The sequence below is a fragment of the Priestia sp. 53B2 genome (assembly GCF_056099005.1).
In genome coordinates, this window is the sequence record NZ_JBLZXA010000009.1 from 308,654 (window position 1) to 325,094 (window position 16,441).

Here is a 16,441-nt window from a genome sequence, read left to right on the forward strand (position 1 = left end):
GCTGTGCACGTACATTTTTTGAACGTTTTTAGACTAAAACGTGACTTTCTTGTGACAAAAAAGTGAAGGATCTCTTTATTTTTTCATAAAAAAAGCACGCTCTAATTTGAGCTTGCTTCTCTATGGTCGATATTTTGCTTTGGCATTTAATTTAGACTGACGAATGATTTGGTTGATGACTTCAGAAAACACAATACCAATGGCAATTGAACCTGAAATCATAAAGGCTTTTGCTGCAAGACTAATCGCTTCATTATAGTTATTTTCTACAAAGTTACGCATGGCATCGTATGCTGTTCCTCCCGGAACTAGCGGAATAATACCTGCTACGGTGAAAATAATGATCGGCGTTCGATAAATTTTTGCGTAAATTTGACTAATAATAGCAATAAAGAAGGCCGATGCAACTGTGCTTGGAATTTCATCTACGCCATAGAACGTTAGCAAATAGTAAATGAGCCAGCCAATCATTCCGACAAAGCCACTTTTTAATAATGATTCACGTGGAACATTAAAGATGATCCCAAATGCTGCTGAAGCAATAAAACTTGTAATTATCTGCTCTACGATATGCATATGATGCCTCCCTTCTATAGAAGTGTAAATACAATGGCAATACCTGCACCGATAGCGAATGCCGTCAGAAACGCTTCTGCTCCTTTTGATAATCCAGACAGTAAATGTCCCGCCATTAAATCTCGCACTGCATTGGTAATGGATAAGCCAGGAACGAGTGGCATAACGGACCCAATAATAATTTTATCAATTTGCGTGCCTACTCCTGAAGCGACTAAAAGAGCTGATAAAAGTCCAATAACTAACGAAGCGGTAAACTCAGCAAAAAAGCGAATCGGAATAAGACGGTGGAAATACACCACGGTTAAAAATCCGAGACCTCCTGAAAACATAGCTGGAATAAAGTCCGTCCATAAACCTTGAAACATGATTAAAAAGCATCCGCTAGAAATGGATGCAGCTGCAAGTTGAACCCATAGTGGAAAAGCTACGTTTGTTGCTTCAATTTCTTGTAGCATTTCATACGCTTCCTCCAAGGAGATGTTTCCTTGACTGATTGTTCTTGAGACGCTATTTACCATGGTTACTTTTTTTAAATCTGTCGTTCGTTCGGAAATACGAATTAACTTCGTTTTCGTCGGTTCTTTCGTTTCAAGTGAAAACATAATCCCTGTTGGCGTCACATAGCTGTGGGATTTTTTTATACCGTAAGACGCTGCAATCCGCATCATTGTGTCCTCTACTCGATACGTTTCTGCCCCGCTTTCTAACATAATTTTACCTGCTAGTAAGCTAACGTCCATAATTTCATATTTATCTAATTTTTGTTGTGTCATCAAATCGCTCCAAACATATTAAAGCTTGGTTTTTTCCCCTACAGCATACAGTGTATAAGAAAGAGGGAAGTGGACGCAATGGTTAATGTAAAAAAGTGTGGACTTTTTGTCTCACACTTTCAGGAATAGTATATACATTCCTTATCAATTCATACGTTTTGTGGTCTCACGCTCTACTAATATAGGTGCCATTTTATACTGTATCTGATCTATTTCTTGCTGATCCTGAATTTGCTGAAGTAAGAGGTTTACTGCTTTTTCAGCCATTTTTCCCATCGGTTGACGGATAGTTGTTAGTGGAGGATGCGCTTCACTAGCTTCAGTAATATCATCAAACCCTATAACAGACAAATCTGATGGAACGTGAAGCCCATTTTGCCACGCACAGTGTATCACTTTCAGGGCGATGTAATCCGTAGCACAAATAAGCGCAGTTGGAGGCTCTGGATGATGAGCTAGCTCATTTATAAACTGATATAGTTCATCTGAGTTATTCATATCTTCTTTCACAAACTTTGCGTTTGCTGACGGTACATACTGATAAAAAAGAGACAGACGGTGCTCGACTTCGCTTACAGCTTTTCCAACGAACCCTATATTCTTATGACCAAGGTCCGTTAAGTGAGCAACAGCTAATTGCATTCCCACCGCATCATCTACATGTACAATCGGCCAAAGTGCAGAAGAGGCGTCTCCTGTAAGAGAAACGTAAGGCGTTTGATATTGTTTTAATACATCTACAAACGGATGCTGAGCAGCTACATAGTCTAATAAAATGACCCCATCAAACCAATGGTTCATCATAACATTTAATTGACGCTCAGCCGTTGTTTCTTCGTAATCCGTGTGTCCAATAAGAACGTCCATCCCTCGACTTTGGACTTGTTGCTGTACCTTTTTTAATAGTTCAATTAGAAACGGATCTTTTAAATCTCTAATTAATATCCCGATAATCCCTGTTTTTTGGGCCCGAAGAGCTGCCGCAAATGGATTCGTCTGATACCCCAAATGAGCTGCTGCTTTTAGCACTTTTTGTTTAGTTGTTTCACTAATTTTAATTTTACCTTCTTTATTATTGAAGATTCTTGATACCGTAGCTAATGAAACACCCGCTTCTTTTGCTACTTCTGTAATCGTGACTTTTTTTCTCCCCATTCGTACCGACTCCCATTTCCTTTTAGTCTATCGACCAAGTAAACATTTTTCTTTATTATATTACTAGAAGCCGGCACCACTGAAAACTACCTTCCCTACTTTTCACTAAACAGCCACTTTAACACATCTTGAATTTTTTGATCCCAATATGCCCAGTCGTGACTTCCTTTTCCTTCTTCATATGTAAAACAAATAGGCTCTTGCTTACAACGCTCGGAAAAACGTTTATTTTCCTGATATAAAAAATCTTCCGTTCCACAGCATTGATAAATACACGGAGTCACTTCTCCATAGCGCCGGCGATTTTCAAGCAGCCAGAAAAGATCATCCTCAGGTCTAATAACAGGGGGCATGCCAAAAATCAAAGGATAATCTAAGAACTGAACTTCTCCTCGCCCTTCAAGCCCTTCAACGTCCATCACTCCTGATAAACTGGCAGCTGCAGAAAATTGATGTGGTTTGCGAAACGCCCATTTTAACGCGCCGTACCCTCCCATAGAAAGGCCAGCTACAAAATTATCTTCTCTTTTTTCCGATAACGGAAAGAATGATCTAGCCAAGTGAGGAAGTTCTTCTGTTACAAACGTCCAATACTTCTTTCCATAAGCCATATCTCTATAAAAGCTGCGATCTACATTTGGCATTACAACTGCAAGTCCTAATTCTGATGCGTAGCGTTCAATCGAAGTTCTTCTCATCCATATCGTATGATCATCAGAAAGACCGTGTAATAAATAGAGCGTAGGGTGTTTCTCACTTCTTGTATTGGTTTGTAAACCAATTTGAGATTTTGTTTGCTGCGGTATCAAAACGTTCATTGAAGTACTTATTTGCAATACTTCTGAAAAAAAATCACATTGCATAAACGCCATATTTCTCTTCCCCCTATTTTTTCTTCCCTATTGGTTGATAACAAAACGTACATAATTCATATAAAAGTTGAAAAATAGTTTGATTATTTACAATTTTTAGTTTAACATAATAACATCTTTTATGAAAACGTTTTACGTATAACGTTTTTTTAATTGAAATAGTGACGGTGATTCAAAGGAGGAATTTATATGGGGATAGTAAAAGTAACTTCTGACGAGTATAAGGAGCAAAAAGGAAATCTATTTTTCGTGATTTTCATTTCATGTGCAGCTGCTTTTGGAGGGTTGCTTTACGGCTATGACACAGCCGTCATTTCAGGAGCTATTGGGTTGATGAAAGTACATTTTAATCTTAGTCCAACGATGGTAGGTTTTGTTGTATCTAGTCTGCTGCTCGGTGGTGCCGTTGGGGTACTTGCTTCGGGAAAACTGAGTGATCGATTCGGTAGAAAAAGCATCTTACTTTTAGCAGCTTCTTTATTTGTCGTATCCGCAATTATGCAAGCGCTATCTTCATCCATCTCTTTTGTGATTATTTCTCGAATTATTGGAGGACTAGGCATTGGTATGGCTTCTGTTCTTTCTATTACCTATATTTCTGAAATAGCCCCTCCGCACATGCGTGGCCGCTTAGGCTCTCTATACCAATTTGCTGTTGCCGTTGGGATTGTTTCTGTCTATTTTGTAAATGACTACATTTTATCTATTGGGGAAGACGCTTGGCAGAATTCCACGGGATGGCGCTACATTATCGGTGCTTCTGGTATTCCAGCTCTTTTATTTCTTCTTATTCTTTCTCCTGTTCCTGAAAGTCCGAGGTGGCTGGTAAAAGCAAACCGCACTTTAGAAGCTATGGACATTTTAATTAAAATCAATGGTACACACATTGCACGCCAAGAGCTGTATCATATTGAGCAATCGTTAAAAGAAAATCAACCAGCTTCTCTTTCGCTTTTTAAAGAGGCCTGTCTTCGAAAAGCGCTGCTTATTGGTATTCTACTTGCAGCCTTTCAACAGCTTGTCGGAATTAATGCCATTATTTATTACGCCCCGCAAGTTTTTGAAGCAGCTGGAGCTAGAGGAGATTTATCGCTCCTTGTTACGTCTATGATTGGTGTGGCTGCCTTTTTAGGCGTTCTTTGTTCCATGTGGCTTATCGACCGGATTGGCCGCAAAGCTTTATTGCTTATTGGCACAGCTGGTATGGCCGTTACGCAGCTTCTCGTTTCCTTTGGGTTTCATTTTCAAGGTACTGAAGGGTTGACTACTAGTTTACTTATTGTTTTTTATTTATTTCTTTTTAATATTTCTATGGGACCGGTTGTATGGGTTGTGATTTCTGAAATTTTTCCTAATCACGCGAGAGGCTATGCAATGTCTATTTCTACGTTTTTCTTGTGGGTAGCTAATTGGTTTGTATCTCAGTTTTTCCCTATCCTTTGGAACAAAGCTGGAGGATCTTTTACATTTTTATTCTTTATGGTTATGTGTCTCGCTTCATTTTTGTTTATATGGAAGTGGGTTCCGGAAACAAAAGGAAAGTCACTTGAAGAAATTGAACATATGTGGAAGTAAAAGAAGAGGTTGGGATATAACCAAATGAATCCAATCTAAAGACGAACAAATGGGATACATGAGCTAAACGGCTTATGACACCGTAGTTGATTTCCGTGCAAGACTTCGCTTTCCGCGGGCGGCCGCTGAGCCTCCTCGTCGCTTGCGCTCCTGCGGGGTCTCATCTGTTCCGCTTTTCCCGCAGGATCCTTCGTCTCGCTCTCCAATCAACTACTAGAAGAATCTAAACAAATGAAAACTATGTTCATCCTAACAAAAAAACGAACCACTAATCAAAAATTTTGATCAATGGTTCGTTTTTACTTTGTCTAAAATATTTTCGTCCCAGCCTCTTCTTTTTTATCGAATTTGTCCATCTCCGTAAATAATATATTTTAGCGTTGTTAATTCTTTTAATCCCATCGGTCCACGCGCATGAAGCTTTTGTGTACTAATTCCGATTTCTGCCCCGAAACCAAACTCTTCTCCGTCTGTAAACCTCGTTGAAGCATTCACATAAACAGCGGCTGAATTAACACGCTGTAAAAAACGCTGAGCATGGGCATAATTTGTTGTGACAATCGCTTCAGAATGATGTGAACTATGAACATTAATATGGGAAATCGCTTCATCGATATCATCTACGATTTTAACCGCCATGATGAAATCCAAGTATTCTTTCTTCCAATCCTCATCCCCTGCGGGAACAAGATCTGGAACGATTGTTACCGCACGTTCATCACCGCGTACTTCTACATCTTTCTCTCGTAGCGCTTGAACAATAATCGGCAAAAATTCATGAGCCGCTCGTTTATGGATAATCAGCTTTTCGGCTGAGTTACACACCGCTGGACGAGATGTTTTTGCATTAATAACAATATCAGTAGCCATGTCACGGTCATATTCTTCATCAACATAAATGTGACAGTTCCCCGTTCCTGTCTCGATAACGGGAACCGTTGCATTTCTCACTACTGCTTCAATTAAACCAGCACCGCCTCGAGGAATTAATACATCGATATATTCATTTAGTTTCATTAATTCCAGTGCTGTTTCTCTCGACGTATCTTCAATAAGCTGTACGCTATGCTCAGGCAATCCTGCACTTGCCGCAGCTTGAGATAATACAGAAACAATCGCTTGATTCGAATAAAACGCCTCGCTGCCTCCGCGCAAAATAACTGCATTTCCTGCTTTTAAGCATAACCCTGCCGCATCGCATGTAACATTTGGACGGGCTTCATAAATAATCCCTATTACACCAATAGGTACACGCTGCTGCCCAATTTGTAAGCCATTTGGCCGTTTGGCCATAGACAGCACTTCTCCTACTGGATCCGCAAGCGCAGCTACTTGGCGCAGGCCGTCTGCCATTCCATGAATCCGTTCTTCATTTAAAGATAGACGATCTAACATTGCTTTTGACGTGCCTTTTTGAACAGCTTTTTCTATGTCTAATTCATTTGCTTTTAAAATTGCTTCTTGCTGATCTAATAAAGCAGCCGCCATTTTATAAAGCGCTTGCTGTTTTTGTTCGCTCGTTACATTTCCTAAGAAATAAGAGGCTTCTTTTGCCTGCTTTCCTTTAAGCTGCAATTCACTCATTTCATTACCCCTTCAGCTTGTTTTAAGAATAACGTTCCAATTTCTTGGCCTTCAATAATATCTCGCAATATACTTGGCTCTTTACCATTTGCTAAGATTAAGCTCACGCCTGCATTTGTAGCTGTTTTAGCAGCGGTAAGCTTTGTGACCATTCCGCCTGTTCCAACATCAGTTCCGCTATCTCCAGCAAAATTCTCAAGTTCCGGTGTAATGCCGTCTATTACTTTCATTAATTTAGAGTTAGGGTTTTTTGTGGGATCTGAATCAAAGAAACCGTCAATATCAGATAAAATAACGAGTAAATCTGCGTGAATCAAAACCGAAACAATGGCAGATAAATTATCATTATCTCCAAAACGCACGATGTTTTCAATCTCATCAATTGCAACTGTATCGTTTTCATTCACAATAGGAATCACTTTGTCTTCAATTAATTTTTCAAACGTGTTCACAACGTTATTGCGCACATGTTCATCTTCGATTACATCTTTCGTTAACAGTACTTGACCAACAATGTGACTGTACTCACCAAAGAACTTGCTATAGATATGCATAAGCTCACATTGCCCGACAGAGGCTGCTGCTTGTTTTTCTCGAATAGAAGTTGGCTTTTCTTTTAACTTTAGTTTTTTCACTCCCACTTGAACGGCACCTGATGTAACAAGCACAACTTCTTTTCCTGCATTCATTAAATCAGATAAAACACGCGCTAGTTTTTCAATGCGTGCTAAGTTAATATCTCCATTATCATAGGTCAACGTAGATGTCCCTACTTTGACTACAATACGCTTGCTATTTTGTAACTCTTGACGATAGTTCACTCTTTTCATCTCCCTAACTAAAAACACCTAAATGCGTACTAATTTTTTTAAAAATTATAGCAGAGATTATGCGAAAAGTCTTATAGTTTTTCAAAGGGAATTTGAACTTTCTAATTTTTAAAATAATTAAGGGAAAAACTGGTGATAAAAGCGCTTTCTTCTTTTATAATGAAAGTTGTAAGGGGAACACACAATTACATAACGTTGTGTATTAGTACAAACATCAGACAACTAAGGGATAGGGGGATTTTTAATGAATGCGGTTACGATTGTTATTGGATCTATCTGTATTTTAATGATTGCGTATCGGCTTTATGGAACATTCATGGCTGTTAAGGTCTTGAAACTAAACGATGCGCAAAAAACGCCAGCACATGAGCTTGAAGATGGAAAAGATTATGTGCCAACCAACCGATGGGTAACATTTGGTCATCACTTTGCAGCTATTGCAGCTGCAGGTCCGCTTGTTGGACCTATTTTAGCAGCTCAGTTTGGCTATTTGCCCGGACTGCTGTGGCTTTTAATCGGAGCTGTAATCGGAGGAGCCGTTCACGATGCAGTTGTGTTATTTGCATCTATGCGCCAAAAAGGCCAGTCGCTTTCAGAAGTGGCTAAAAAAGAGCTAGGGCCCGTCGCTGGTTTTTGTACAGGTTTAGCTATGCTTTTTATCATTACCATCACAATGGCCGGTTTATCTATGGTCGTGCTACACGCACTTGAGAAAAATCCTTGGGGTACATTCGCTGTTGGAATTACGATTCCGATCGCAATGGGGGTAGGTATTTACCACAAAAAAACCGGTAATTTAAAAGCGGCTTCTACCGTCGGCTTCATTTTAATTTTAATCGCCGTATTTAGCGGTCCTTATATTCAAGGAACAGCTTTAGGAGATTTTTTAACGCTAGATATTAAAACACTTTCAATTATTCTGCCCATTTATGCATTTTTCGCAGCAGCCTTGCCCGTTTGGCTGCTTTTAGCACCTCGAGATTATTTAAGCAGCTTTATGAAAATTGGTGTTTTTATCGCGCTGATTGTAGGCGTGTTTTTCGTAAATCCAGCAATTCCATTTCCTGCAGTTACTGAATTTATTCACGGAGGCGGCCCTATTTTAGCAGGACCTGTGTGGCCGTTCATTTCCATTACAATCGCCTGCGGTGCTATTTCCGGCTTCCATGCATTTGTTGGTTCAGGGACAACCCCTAAGATGCTCGACCGTTGGAGTGACATTAAAGTTGTAGGCTTCGGGGCGATGTTAGTCGAATGCTTGGTAGGAATTATGGCATTAATTGCCGCAACAGCTTTACATCCTGGAGACTATTTTGCAATCAACTCTACACCTGAAGTGTTTAAAACGCTCGGTATGAACGTGACAGCTCTTCCTCAGCTTAGCCAAGAGATTGGTCTAAACTTAGAAGGCCGTACAGGGGGCGCTGTTACACTGGCTGTAGGAATGACGTATATCTTCACGGAAATTCCTTGGTTCAGCCACCTATCTTCTTATTTTTTCCAATTCGTCATTATGTTTGAAGCAGTGTTTATTTTAACTGCTATCGACGCTGGCACACGCGTTTCCCGCTATTTAATTCAAGACTTTTTCGGTGAATTTTATAAGCCTTTGAAGCGAGTAGACTGGCTTCCCGGGTCCATTTTTGCAAGCGCCCTAGCCTGTTTTATGTGGGGTTACTTATTATTCTCAGGAGATATTGGCTCCGTTTGGGCGCTGTTCGGCGTATCGAATCAGTTAATGGCCTCTATTGGTTTAATTATTGGAGCAACCGTCATTCTTAGAATTGCAGATAAACGTTCCTATATGCTTACTTGCCTTATTCCATTAGCCTACCTTTACGTAACGGTTAACTATGCGGGTTATTGGATGGTTAAGAATGTGTATTTAAATGAAGCCGCGGCAGGTTACAGCATATTAAATGCGACTCTTTCAATCATCATGCTTATACTCGGTCTCATTATTATGATTGCTGCGATTCAAAAATGGACGCAGCTTTGGCGCACGCCTCAGGCTGCGCTGGCAGCGAAAGCAAACTTAACACAAAATATATAAAACGAACACGCTTGCTTATATAAGCAAGCGTGTTTTTGATATGGTAATAGCTGGTCAAAATAATTGCACACCAGGCATTTTTATTATTAAACTAAATATACTATACAGAAAATTTTTTAAATAGTTCGTACACTTCACATGCTATGTACCCCATTGACTACATCTCAAAATTAACACTTCAAATTATAATTATTATAATTTAGTATTGATTTTTTATTTAAAAATGTTATTATTATTTCTAACATAATAAAATTCAAATAAGAGGTGGTTCTAAGATGACAACAAATAAGAATAACCTAACGACTAGTTGGGGAGCTCCGGTTGGAGATAATCAAAATTCAATGACCGCTGGTTCACGCGGCCCTACTTTAATTCAAGATGTTCACCTTTTAGAGAAATTAGCCCATTTTAACCGAGAGCGTGTTCCTGAACGCGTTGTACACGCAAAAGGCGCCGGTGCCCACGGCTATTTTGAAGTGACAAACGATGTTTCAACCTATACAAAAGCAGCTTTCCTTTCTGAAGTAGGAAAACGAACGCCTCTATTTGTTCGCTTTTCAACAGTAGCTGGTGAAAACGGCTCAGCAGATACTGTTCGTGATCCTCGCGGATTTGCTGTTAAGTTTTATACAGAAGAAGGAAACTACGACTTAGTCGGAAATAATACACCTGTATTTTTCATCCGAGATGCGATTAAATTCCCTGACTTTATTCATACACAAAAACGCGATCCACGCACCCATTTGAAAAACCCGACGGCCGTTTGGGATTTCTGGTCTTTATCTCCTGAATCTTTGCATCAAGTTTCTATTTTAATGTCTGACCGCGGTATCCCGGCAACTTTACGCCATATGCATGGATTTGGCAGTCACACATTTAAATGGGTGAATGCCGAAGGAGATGGCGTTTGGGTAAAATATCACTTTAAAACAGAGCAAGGCGTAAAAAATCTGTCTCCAGACGTAGCCGCAAAGCTAGCTGGTGAAAATCCAGATTATCATACTGAAGATTTATTTAATGCCATTGAAAAAGGCGATTTCCCTTCATGGAAGCTGTACGTTCAGATTATGCCATTAGAAGACGCTGATACGTATCGCTTTGATCCGTTTGACGTAACAAAGGTTTGGTCACAAAAAGACTATCCGTTAATTGAAGTAGGTCGCATGGTCTTGGACCGCAATCCAGAAAATTATTTTGCCGAAGTGGAGCAAGCTACATTCTCACCTGGAACGCTTGTGCCGGGAATTGACGTATCACCTGATAAAATGCTGCAAGGTCGACTATTCGCATATAGCGATGCACATCGCTACCGCGTGGGCGCTAATCATCAAGCGCTACCGATTAATCGCCCGCGCAATGAAGTAAATAACTATCAGCGTGACGGTCAAATGCGCTTTGACGATAACGGCGGCCGCTCTGTTTACTATGAGCCAAACAGCTTTGGCGGCCCGACAGAATCTCATGAAAACAAACAAGCAGCATACCCTGTTTCAGGCGTTGCCGATAGTGTCGCATATGATCATAACGATCATTACACGCAAGCAGGCGATTTATACCGTCTTCTAAGCGAAGACGAGCGTACACGACTAGTTGCAAACATCGTTGAAGCTATGAAGCCTGTAGAAAAAGAAGAAATTAAACTGCGCCAAATTCAGCACTTCTACAAAGCGGATCCAGAGTACGGAAAACGCATTGCAGACGGTTTAGGATTGTCTGTTCCGCAGCAAGTAAAATAAATTTATCAGTTTGCCAAATGAAAAAATATAGATATTTTTCTCATTAGACATTCTCTTTTATTCTCAATTAGTTTAACATTTTATCACTAAATAAGTATCCATAAAATATGGATACTTATTTAAATTCTTGTGAAAAGAGGAAGGGATGAAGAAATGATTGGACAAGAAATAAGATGTAATCAGTGTCATAGAGAAATAAAGGTACTAAAGCACAGTACGCTTTGCGGTTGCGGAATAAAATTAAGAACGCTAAAAAAAGAGAAGCAGCCAGCATAATGAGGTTGCTTCTCTTTTTTTACTAGATATGCTGTTTATATTCACTCACATTAAAGAGTAATCGTTACTTTAAATAAATCTCCGTCAATTTCAATTTTCAGTTCTCCTCCGTGCAAATCAACAATTGATTTAGCAATAGCTAACCCAAGTCCGCAGCCATCGGTTTGTCTTGAGGTGTCCCCTCTTTTAAATCGTTCAAACAGCTCAGCACCTACAACTAAAACCACATATTCGTTCATTGATTTCTAACACTCCTTTCAAAAGTATATCATGGGTCATTTCGTCTATGGGTTTTACTGTAAACTGCATTTTTTAAGAAAAAAGAAGAAAACATTTTAAGATTTTCTTAAGCTTCATATATTGAAAAAGGTTTAAGGAATAGGGATAACAGGAACGTTAAAAGAAAAAATATAATCAATTCCTCATTTGATTCTAAAGAACTATCCGTGAGCGATTATATCTTTTTATTTAAAAGGAGGATGATTTAACTTGGAACGGAATCATACAATTATGCAATTTTTCGAATGGCATGTGCCAGCTGATGGCGAGCATTGGCAACGCCTCAAAGAGCTCGCTCCTCAACTAAAAGAACAAGGAATTGATTCCGTGTGGATTCCCCCGGTTACAAAAGGTGTTTCATCAGAGGATAATGGCTACGGCGTTTACGACTTATACGATCTTGGCGAATTTGATCAAAAAGGAACCGTTCGTACAAAGTATGGAACCAAGCAAGAGCTGCATGAAGCGATTGATGCCTGTCATAATCATGGAATTAATGTCTATGTGGATATTGTGATGAATCATAAAGCTGCAGCAGATGAAAAAGAAACGTTCCACGTTATTGAAGTAGATCCCATGAACCGAACAGAAGAGATTTCTGAACCTTTCGAAATCGAAGGGTGGACAAAGTTTACGTTTGAAGGGCGCGGCGATCAATATTCTTCTTTCAAATGGAACTTTAATCATTTTAACGGCACTGATTACGATGATAAAAATGGAAAAGAAGGCGTTTTTCGTATTGCCGGGGAAAACAAAAGCTGGAACGAAAATGTCGATCAAGAGTTTGGCAACTACGATTATTTAATGTTTGCGAATATTGATTACGATCACCCTGAAGTTCGAGAAGAAATGATCAAATGGGGAAAATGGTTAGCAGACACCCTGCAGTGCGACGGTTATCGATTAGACGCCATTAAACATATTAACCACGATTTTATTAAAGAGTTTGCCCACGAATTGTCCTCTTCTCAAGAAAAGCCATTTTATTTTGTGGGAGAGTTTTGGAATCCAGAGTTAACAGCCTGTCAGGAATTCCTAGACGTGATTGATTATCAAATCGATTTGTTTGACGTATCGCTGCACTATAAACTGCATGAAGCCTCTCAGCAAGGAAGAGATTTTGATTTAACCACGATTTTTGATGATACATTGGTCAAGACTCACCCTTTGAATGTTGTCACATTTGTAGATAACCATGACTCTCAGCCAAATGAATCTTTAGAATCTTGGGTAGAAGATTGGTTCAAACAAAGTGCTTACGCTCTAATTTTACTTCGTGAAGATGGCTATCCTTGTGTGTTTTACGGAGACTATTTTGGGATAGGCGGAGAGCACCCAATTGAAGGAAAACAAAAAGATATTTCCGCTCTCTTGCATGCACGTTATGACAAAGCATACGGGCAGCAAGACGATTATTTTGATCACCCGAATACCATTGGATGGGTAAGGCATGGTGTAGAGGAATTTGAGAAGTCTGGATGCGCTGTGGTGATGTCAAACGGCGAAGATGGCGAAAAGAGAATGTTCGTGGGCGAACACCGAAGCGGACAAACATGGATTGACTTCACAAATAACCGCGAAGATCAAGTTGTGATTGAAGAAGACGGCTACGGACAGTTCCCTGTAAATGGCGGCTCTGTATCCGTTTGGGCTGAAGCATAAAAAAACAGTGGCCTGCGCCACTGTTTTTTTTACCATAGACCTAGCAGTTTCCACCACAAGCCGCCAATTCCAATCCAAATGATAATATGAATAATTGAAATTAAAAACCCGAGCGACCACCACTTTTGCTGCGTTACATATCCACTACCGAAGAACACCGGCGCCGGTCCACTGCCGTAGTGAGTTAAACAGCCAAATAAATTGCTAAAGAACGCTAAAATTAATGCTGACAGTAACGGAGGCGCACCAGCGGCCACGATGACAGATAAAAACGCTGCGTACATAGCGCTGACGTGAGCCGTGTTGCTTGCAAAAAAGTAGTGAGAATAAAAATACGCAACAGCTAGTACAATCAACGCCGTCATCCAAGACATATGACTAACAGTGCCTTTCATCAAATCACTGAACCAAGGAATCATGCCTAGATCATTTAAGAAGGTTGCCATCATAACTAAAACAGCAAACCAGACTAATGTATCCCATGCTCCCTGTTCTTTTTTGATGTCCGACCAGCTTAATACTTGCGTTAAAAGCAGCGTACATAGACCAATAAAAGCAGTTGTTGTTGCATTAATATTTAAATTAGCTCCAAAAATCCACAGCACAAGAAGAAGTAAAAATACGCCAATCATGTACCATTCTTCTTTCTTTAGTGGACCCATTTCACTTAATTTTTTCACTGCAATTTCAGGTGCTTCCGGTGTCTCTTTTAATTCTGGCGGATACAGCTTATAAATAACAAGCGGAATAACAATTAAACTAATAATTCCAGGTACAATTGCAGCCGCTGCCCAGCCAACCCATGAAATAGTCTTGCCTGTAATTTGTTCCGTCATTTTAACAGCAAGAGGATTGGCCGCCATTGCTGTTACAAACATAGCGGATGTGATCATATCTCCTTGAAACGATACTTTTGTTAAGAAAGCACCGACTCTGCGCTCCGTACCGTCTCCAGTTCTCGATCCATATGTTTCAGATAAAGAACGAATAATTGGAAGAATAATTCCTCCAGCTCGTGCTGTATTAGACGGCATTGCAGGTGATAAAAGCAAGTCACTTACGATAAGAGAATACGATAATCCCAGCGTCTTTTTACCGAACAAACGAACAAAGATATAGGCAACCCTTGTTCCTAGACCAGTCTTAATAAAACCTCTAGAAATAAAGAATGCAATAACGATTAACCAAATCGTCGTATTTTGAAAACCGCTGAGCGATTGTTCAAGTGTTAATGTATTAGTTAATACAATAATGGTCAAAGATAAAATAGCTACACTGCCTAATGGCAATGGTTTAATGATAAGCCCTACGATAGTAGCCACAAAAATAGCGAATAAGTGCCAAGCCTTCACATCAAGTCCGGACGGAGGTGTAATAAACCATAAAACAAGTCCGATTGTCAGACAAATTAATAAAGGAATAAATTTCACTTCGCCGGCAGGCTTTTTTGTTGTTTCAGCCATAATCTTTCTCCTTTCATGTTTTTAAATAATAGTAGTAGTATGCTCTTTCCACTTCGTACCCAATACGTATCCCATTTAAAATAAAACAATTGTAAAAATACGTTTCGTAAGGATGATATTGTAAAATTGTGAAGTGTTGAGCATAATTCCTTTATTATTTTATCATATATATTGACAATATTTATCTCTTGCCTTCATTTTGTTCCCTTCAAAATAGCTTGTAAGCGTTATTTTATTAAAAACAAATAAACTGCATGAGTTCATCATGCAGCCTTGCATTTAGCGATTTATTTTTTGAATAAACACGACTTTTAAATAATTACCTGACTTAAATTCTTTTATTGTTTTAAAATCAGCTGGAAGAGCGAACTGCTCCATCATTTTGTACCGTTCCCCTTTTTCATTAAAAGCTTTTTCAATAAACGAATGGAATTTTTTCATATCAAAATTGCTTGCATTCGTAGATGCCACAATGACACCGTTCGGCTTGGTAAGCGCAATGGCTTCTTTTAATAAATCTTTGTAGTCTTTTGCCGCGCTGAACGTATGCTTTTTCGACTTAGCAAAGCTTGGCGGATCTAGCACCACAAGATCGAAAGTCATGTTCTTCTTGACCGCATATTTAAAATACTTGAAAACATCTTCTACAATAATGTCCTGTGCTTCGTGATCAATTCCATTTATACTAAATTGCTCAATTGTTTTTGCCAAGCTGCGATTGGCTAAATCGACACTTGTTGTTTTCACAGCTCCTCCAAGAGCAGCCGCCACTGAAAATGCGCCTGTATACGAAAACATATTTAGCACGGTCTTTCCTTTTGCATATTTATCTCGAATCGTTTTACGGACGTCTCGCTGATCTAAAAAGACTCCCACCATCGCTCCGTCATTTAAGTAAACGGCAAAACGAACACCATTTTCTTTGACAATTAAAGGGAATTCACCTTTATCCCCTGCTACAAAATCATCTTCTTCAATGTACTTTCCTTTGACATTAAAACGTTTTTTCTGGTACAGTCCTTTAAAGTTAGGCGCAGACTTTAAGGCTTCAATGACGTATTCTTTAAATTGATAAATTCCTTCACTATACCAACTCATGACGTAATATCCGTCATAATAATCAATAATCAAGCCGCCGATTCCGTCACCTTCACTATTAAATACGCGAAAAGCAGTTGTGTCTTCAGACGCATAAAAATCATGACGAGATGAAATAGCTCGCTGAATTTTTCGTGCAAAAAACGCCGCGTCAATTTGCTCACTTTTCTTCTTCGTAAGAATCCATCCGTAGCCTTTGTTTTGTTTTCCATAATAGCCTTTGGCTAAAAATTGATTCTTCGGAGTGACTAAGTTAATAATAACCCCTTCTTCTTGCAGTTTATGACCATCAACAAGCGCATCTTTTTCAATGAGTGGATAACCCTTGTTCACTTTTTTAATAAAAGCTTCTTTGGCTATAACTTGTACTTCTTTTCTCATGTGTACACCCTATCTATTTAATTTATTTCATTCTAGTTCTATCCATTTTACAACAATAATCTACATTTATCTTAACATAGATAAACAGCCCCGTTTCTAGTTATAAATAGAAAAGCAGAGGATGC

Annotated in this window: 13 protein-coding genes and 1 pseudogene; 4 read left to right on the forward strand and 10 right to left on the reverse strand. The window is 39.3% G+C overall.

From position 1 onward, the window contains the following. Positions 1–120: 120 nt before the first annotated feature. The 4 genes from ACN6NE_RS10745 to ACN6NE_RS10760 all read right to left on the reverse strand — a co-directional run bounded on the left by ACN6NE_RS10745 (position 121) and on the right by ACN6NE_RS10760 (position 3,379). A complete protein-coding gene (locus ACN6NE_RS10745; protein WP_013059882.1) occupies positions 121–576 on the reverse strand; it encodes a threonine/serine exporter family protein in 456 nt (151 codons plus the stop codon). A 14-nt stretch (positions 577–590) separates the two neighbouring features. Continuing rightward, entirely contained in the window at positions 591–1,352 is a 762-nt protein-coding gene (locus ACN6NE_RS10750; RefSeq protein WP_016765969.1) for a threonine/serine exporter family protein, read from the reverse strand. Between the two features lie 144 nt (positions 1,353–1,496). Then, positions 1,497–2,507 (reverse strand): LacI family DNA-binding transcriptional regulator, encoded by a 1,011-nt coding sequence (locus tag ACN6NE_RS10755; protein ID WP_474325315.1) that lies wholly within the window; start codon positions 2,505–2,507, stop codon positions 1,497–1,499. A 95-nt stretch (positions 2,508–2,602) separates the two neighbouring features. Continuing rightward, positions 2,603–3,379, reverse strand: coding sequence for an alpha/beta hydrolase (locus ACN6NE_RS10760; RefSeq protein WP_474325316.1), 777 nt, complete (start codon positions 3,377–3,379; stop codon positions 2,603–2,605). 189 nt (positions 3,380–3,568) lie between these two features. Between ACN6NE_RS10760 and ACN6NE_RS10765 the strand changes: the two genes are divergently transcribed. Then, complete coding sequence (locus ACN6NE_RS10765; RefSeq protein ID WP_340442462.1) at positions 3,569–4,954, forward strand: sugar porter family MFS transporter; 1,386 nt, start codon at positions 3,569–3,571, stop codon at positions 4,952–4,954. A gap of 72 nt (positions 4,955–5,026) precedes the next feature. On the opposite strand, the gene ACN6NE_RS10770 is transcribed toward ACN6NE_RS10765, so the two are convergent. The 3 genes from ACN6NE_RS10770 to proB form a co-directional block, all read right to left on the reverse strand. Continuing rightward, entirely contained in the window at positions 5,027–5,164 is a 138-nt protein-coding gene (locus ACN6NE_RS10770) for a hypothetical protein (RefSeq protein ID WP_216888842.1), read from the reverse strand. 129 nt (positions 5,165–5,293) lie between these two features. Next, positions 5,294–6,538, reverse strand: a complete 1,245-nt coding sequence (locus tag ACN6NE_RS10775; RefSeq protein ID WP_474325317.1) for a glutamate-5-semialdehyde dehydrogenase — start codon at positions 6,536–6,538, stop codon at positions 5,294–5,296. Next, positions 6,535–7,368, reverse strand: coding sequence for a glutamate 5-kinase (proB, locus tag ACN6NE_RS10780; RefSeq protein WP_205654873.1), 834 nt, complete (start codon positions 7,366–7,368; stop codon positions 6,535–6,537). Before proB ends, ACN6NE_RS10775 begins: the two co-directional genes overlap by 4 nt. 244 nt (positions 7,369–7,612) lie before the next feature. On the opposite strand from proB, the gene cstA reads away from it, so the two are divergent. After that, positions 7,613–9,421 carry a carbon starvation protein CstA gene (gene cstA, locus ACN6NE_RS10785; RefSeq protein WP_129705560.1) on the forward strand — a complete coding sequence of 603 codons (1,809 nt, stop codon included), beginning with the start codon at positions 7,613–7,615 and terminating at the stop codon, positions 9,419–9,421. A 275-nt stretch (positions 9,422–9,696) separates the two neighbouring features. After that, on the forward strand, positions 9,697–11,157 hold the full coding sequence (katA, locus tag ACN6NE_RS10790) for a catalase KatA (protein ID WP_129705562.1): 1,461 nt from the start codon (positions 9,697–9,699) through the stop codon (positions 11,155–11,157). A gap of 326 nt (positions 11,158–11,483) precedes the next feature. On the opposite strand, the pseudogene ACN6NE_RS10795 reads toward katA, so the two are convergent. Beyond that, positions 11,484–11,642 (reverse strand): annotated as a pseudogene (locus ACN6NE_RS10795) (ATP-binding protein); the annotation flags it as partial. Positions 11,643–11,922: 280 nt separating this feature from the next. Here ACN6NE_RS10795 and ACN6NE_RS10800 point away from each other — a divergent pair. Further along, positions 11,923–13,374: an alpha-amylase gene (locus tag ACN6NE_RS10800; RefSeq protein WP_129705564.1), complete on the forward strand. Its 1,452-nt coding sequence runs from the start codon at positions 11,923–11,925 to the stop codon at positions 13,372–13,374. Between the two features lie 29 nt (positions 13,375–13,403). On the opposite strand, the gene ACN6NE_RS10805 is transcribed toward ACN6NE_RS10800, so the two are convergent. Further along, positions 13,404–14,837 carry an anion permease gene (locus ACN6NE_RS10805; protein ID WP_129705565.1) on the reverse strand — a complete coding sequence of 478 codons (1,434 nt, stop codon included), beginning with the start codon at positions 14,835–14,837 and terminating at the stop codon, positions 13,404–13,406. 279 nt (positions 14,838–15,116) lie between these two features. After that, positions 15,117–16,316 carry a class I SAM-dependent rRNA methyltransferase gene (locus ACN6NE_RS10810; RefSeq protein WP_474325318.1) on the reverse strand — a complete coding sequence of 400 codons (1,200 nt, stop codon included), beginning with the start codon at positions 16,314–16,316 and terminating at the stop codon, positions 15,117–15,119. Positions 16,317–16,441: the final 125 nt, after the last annotated feature.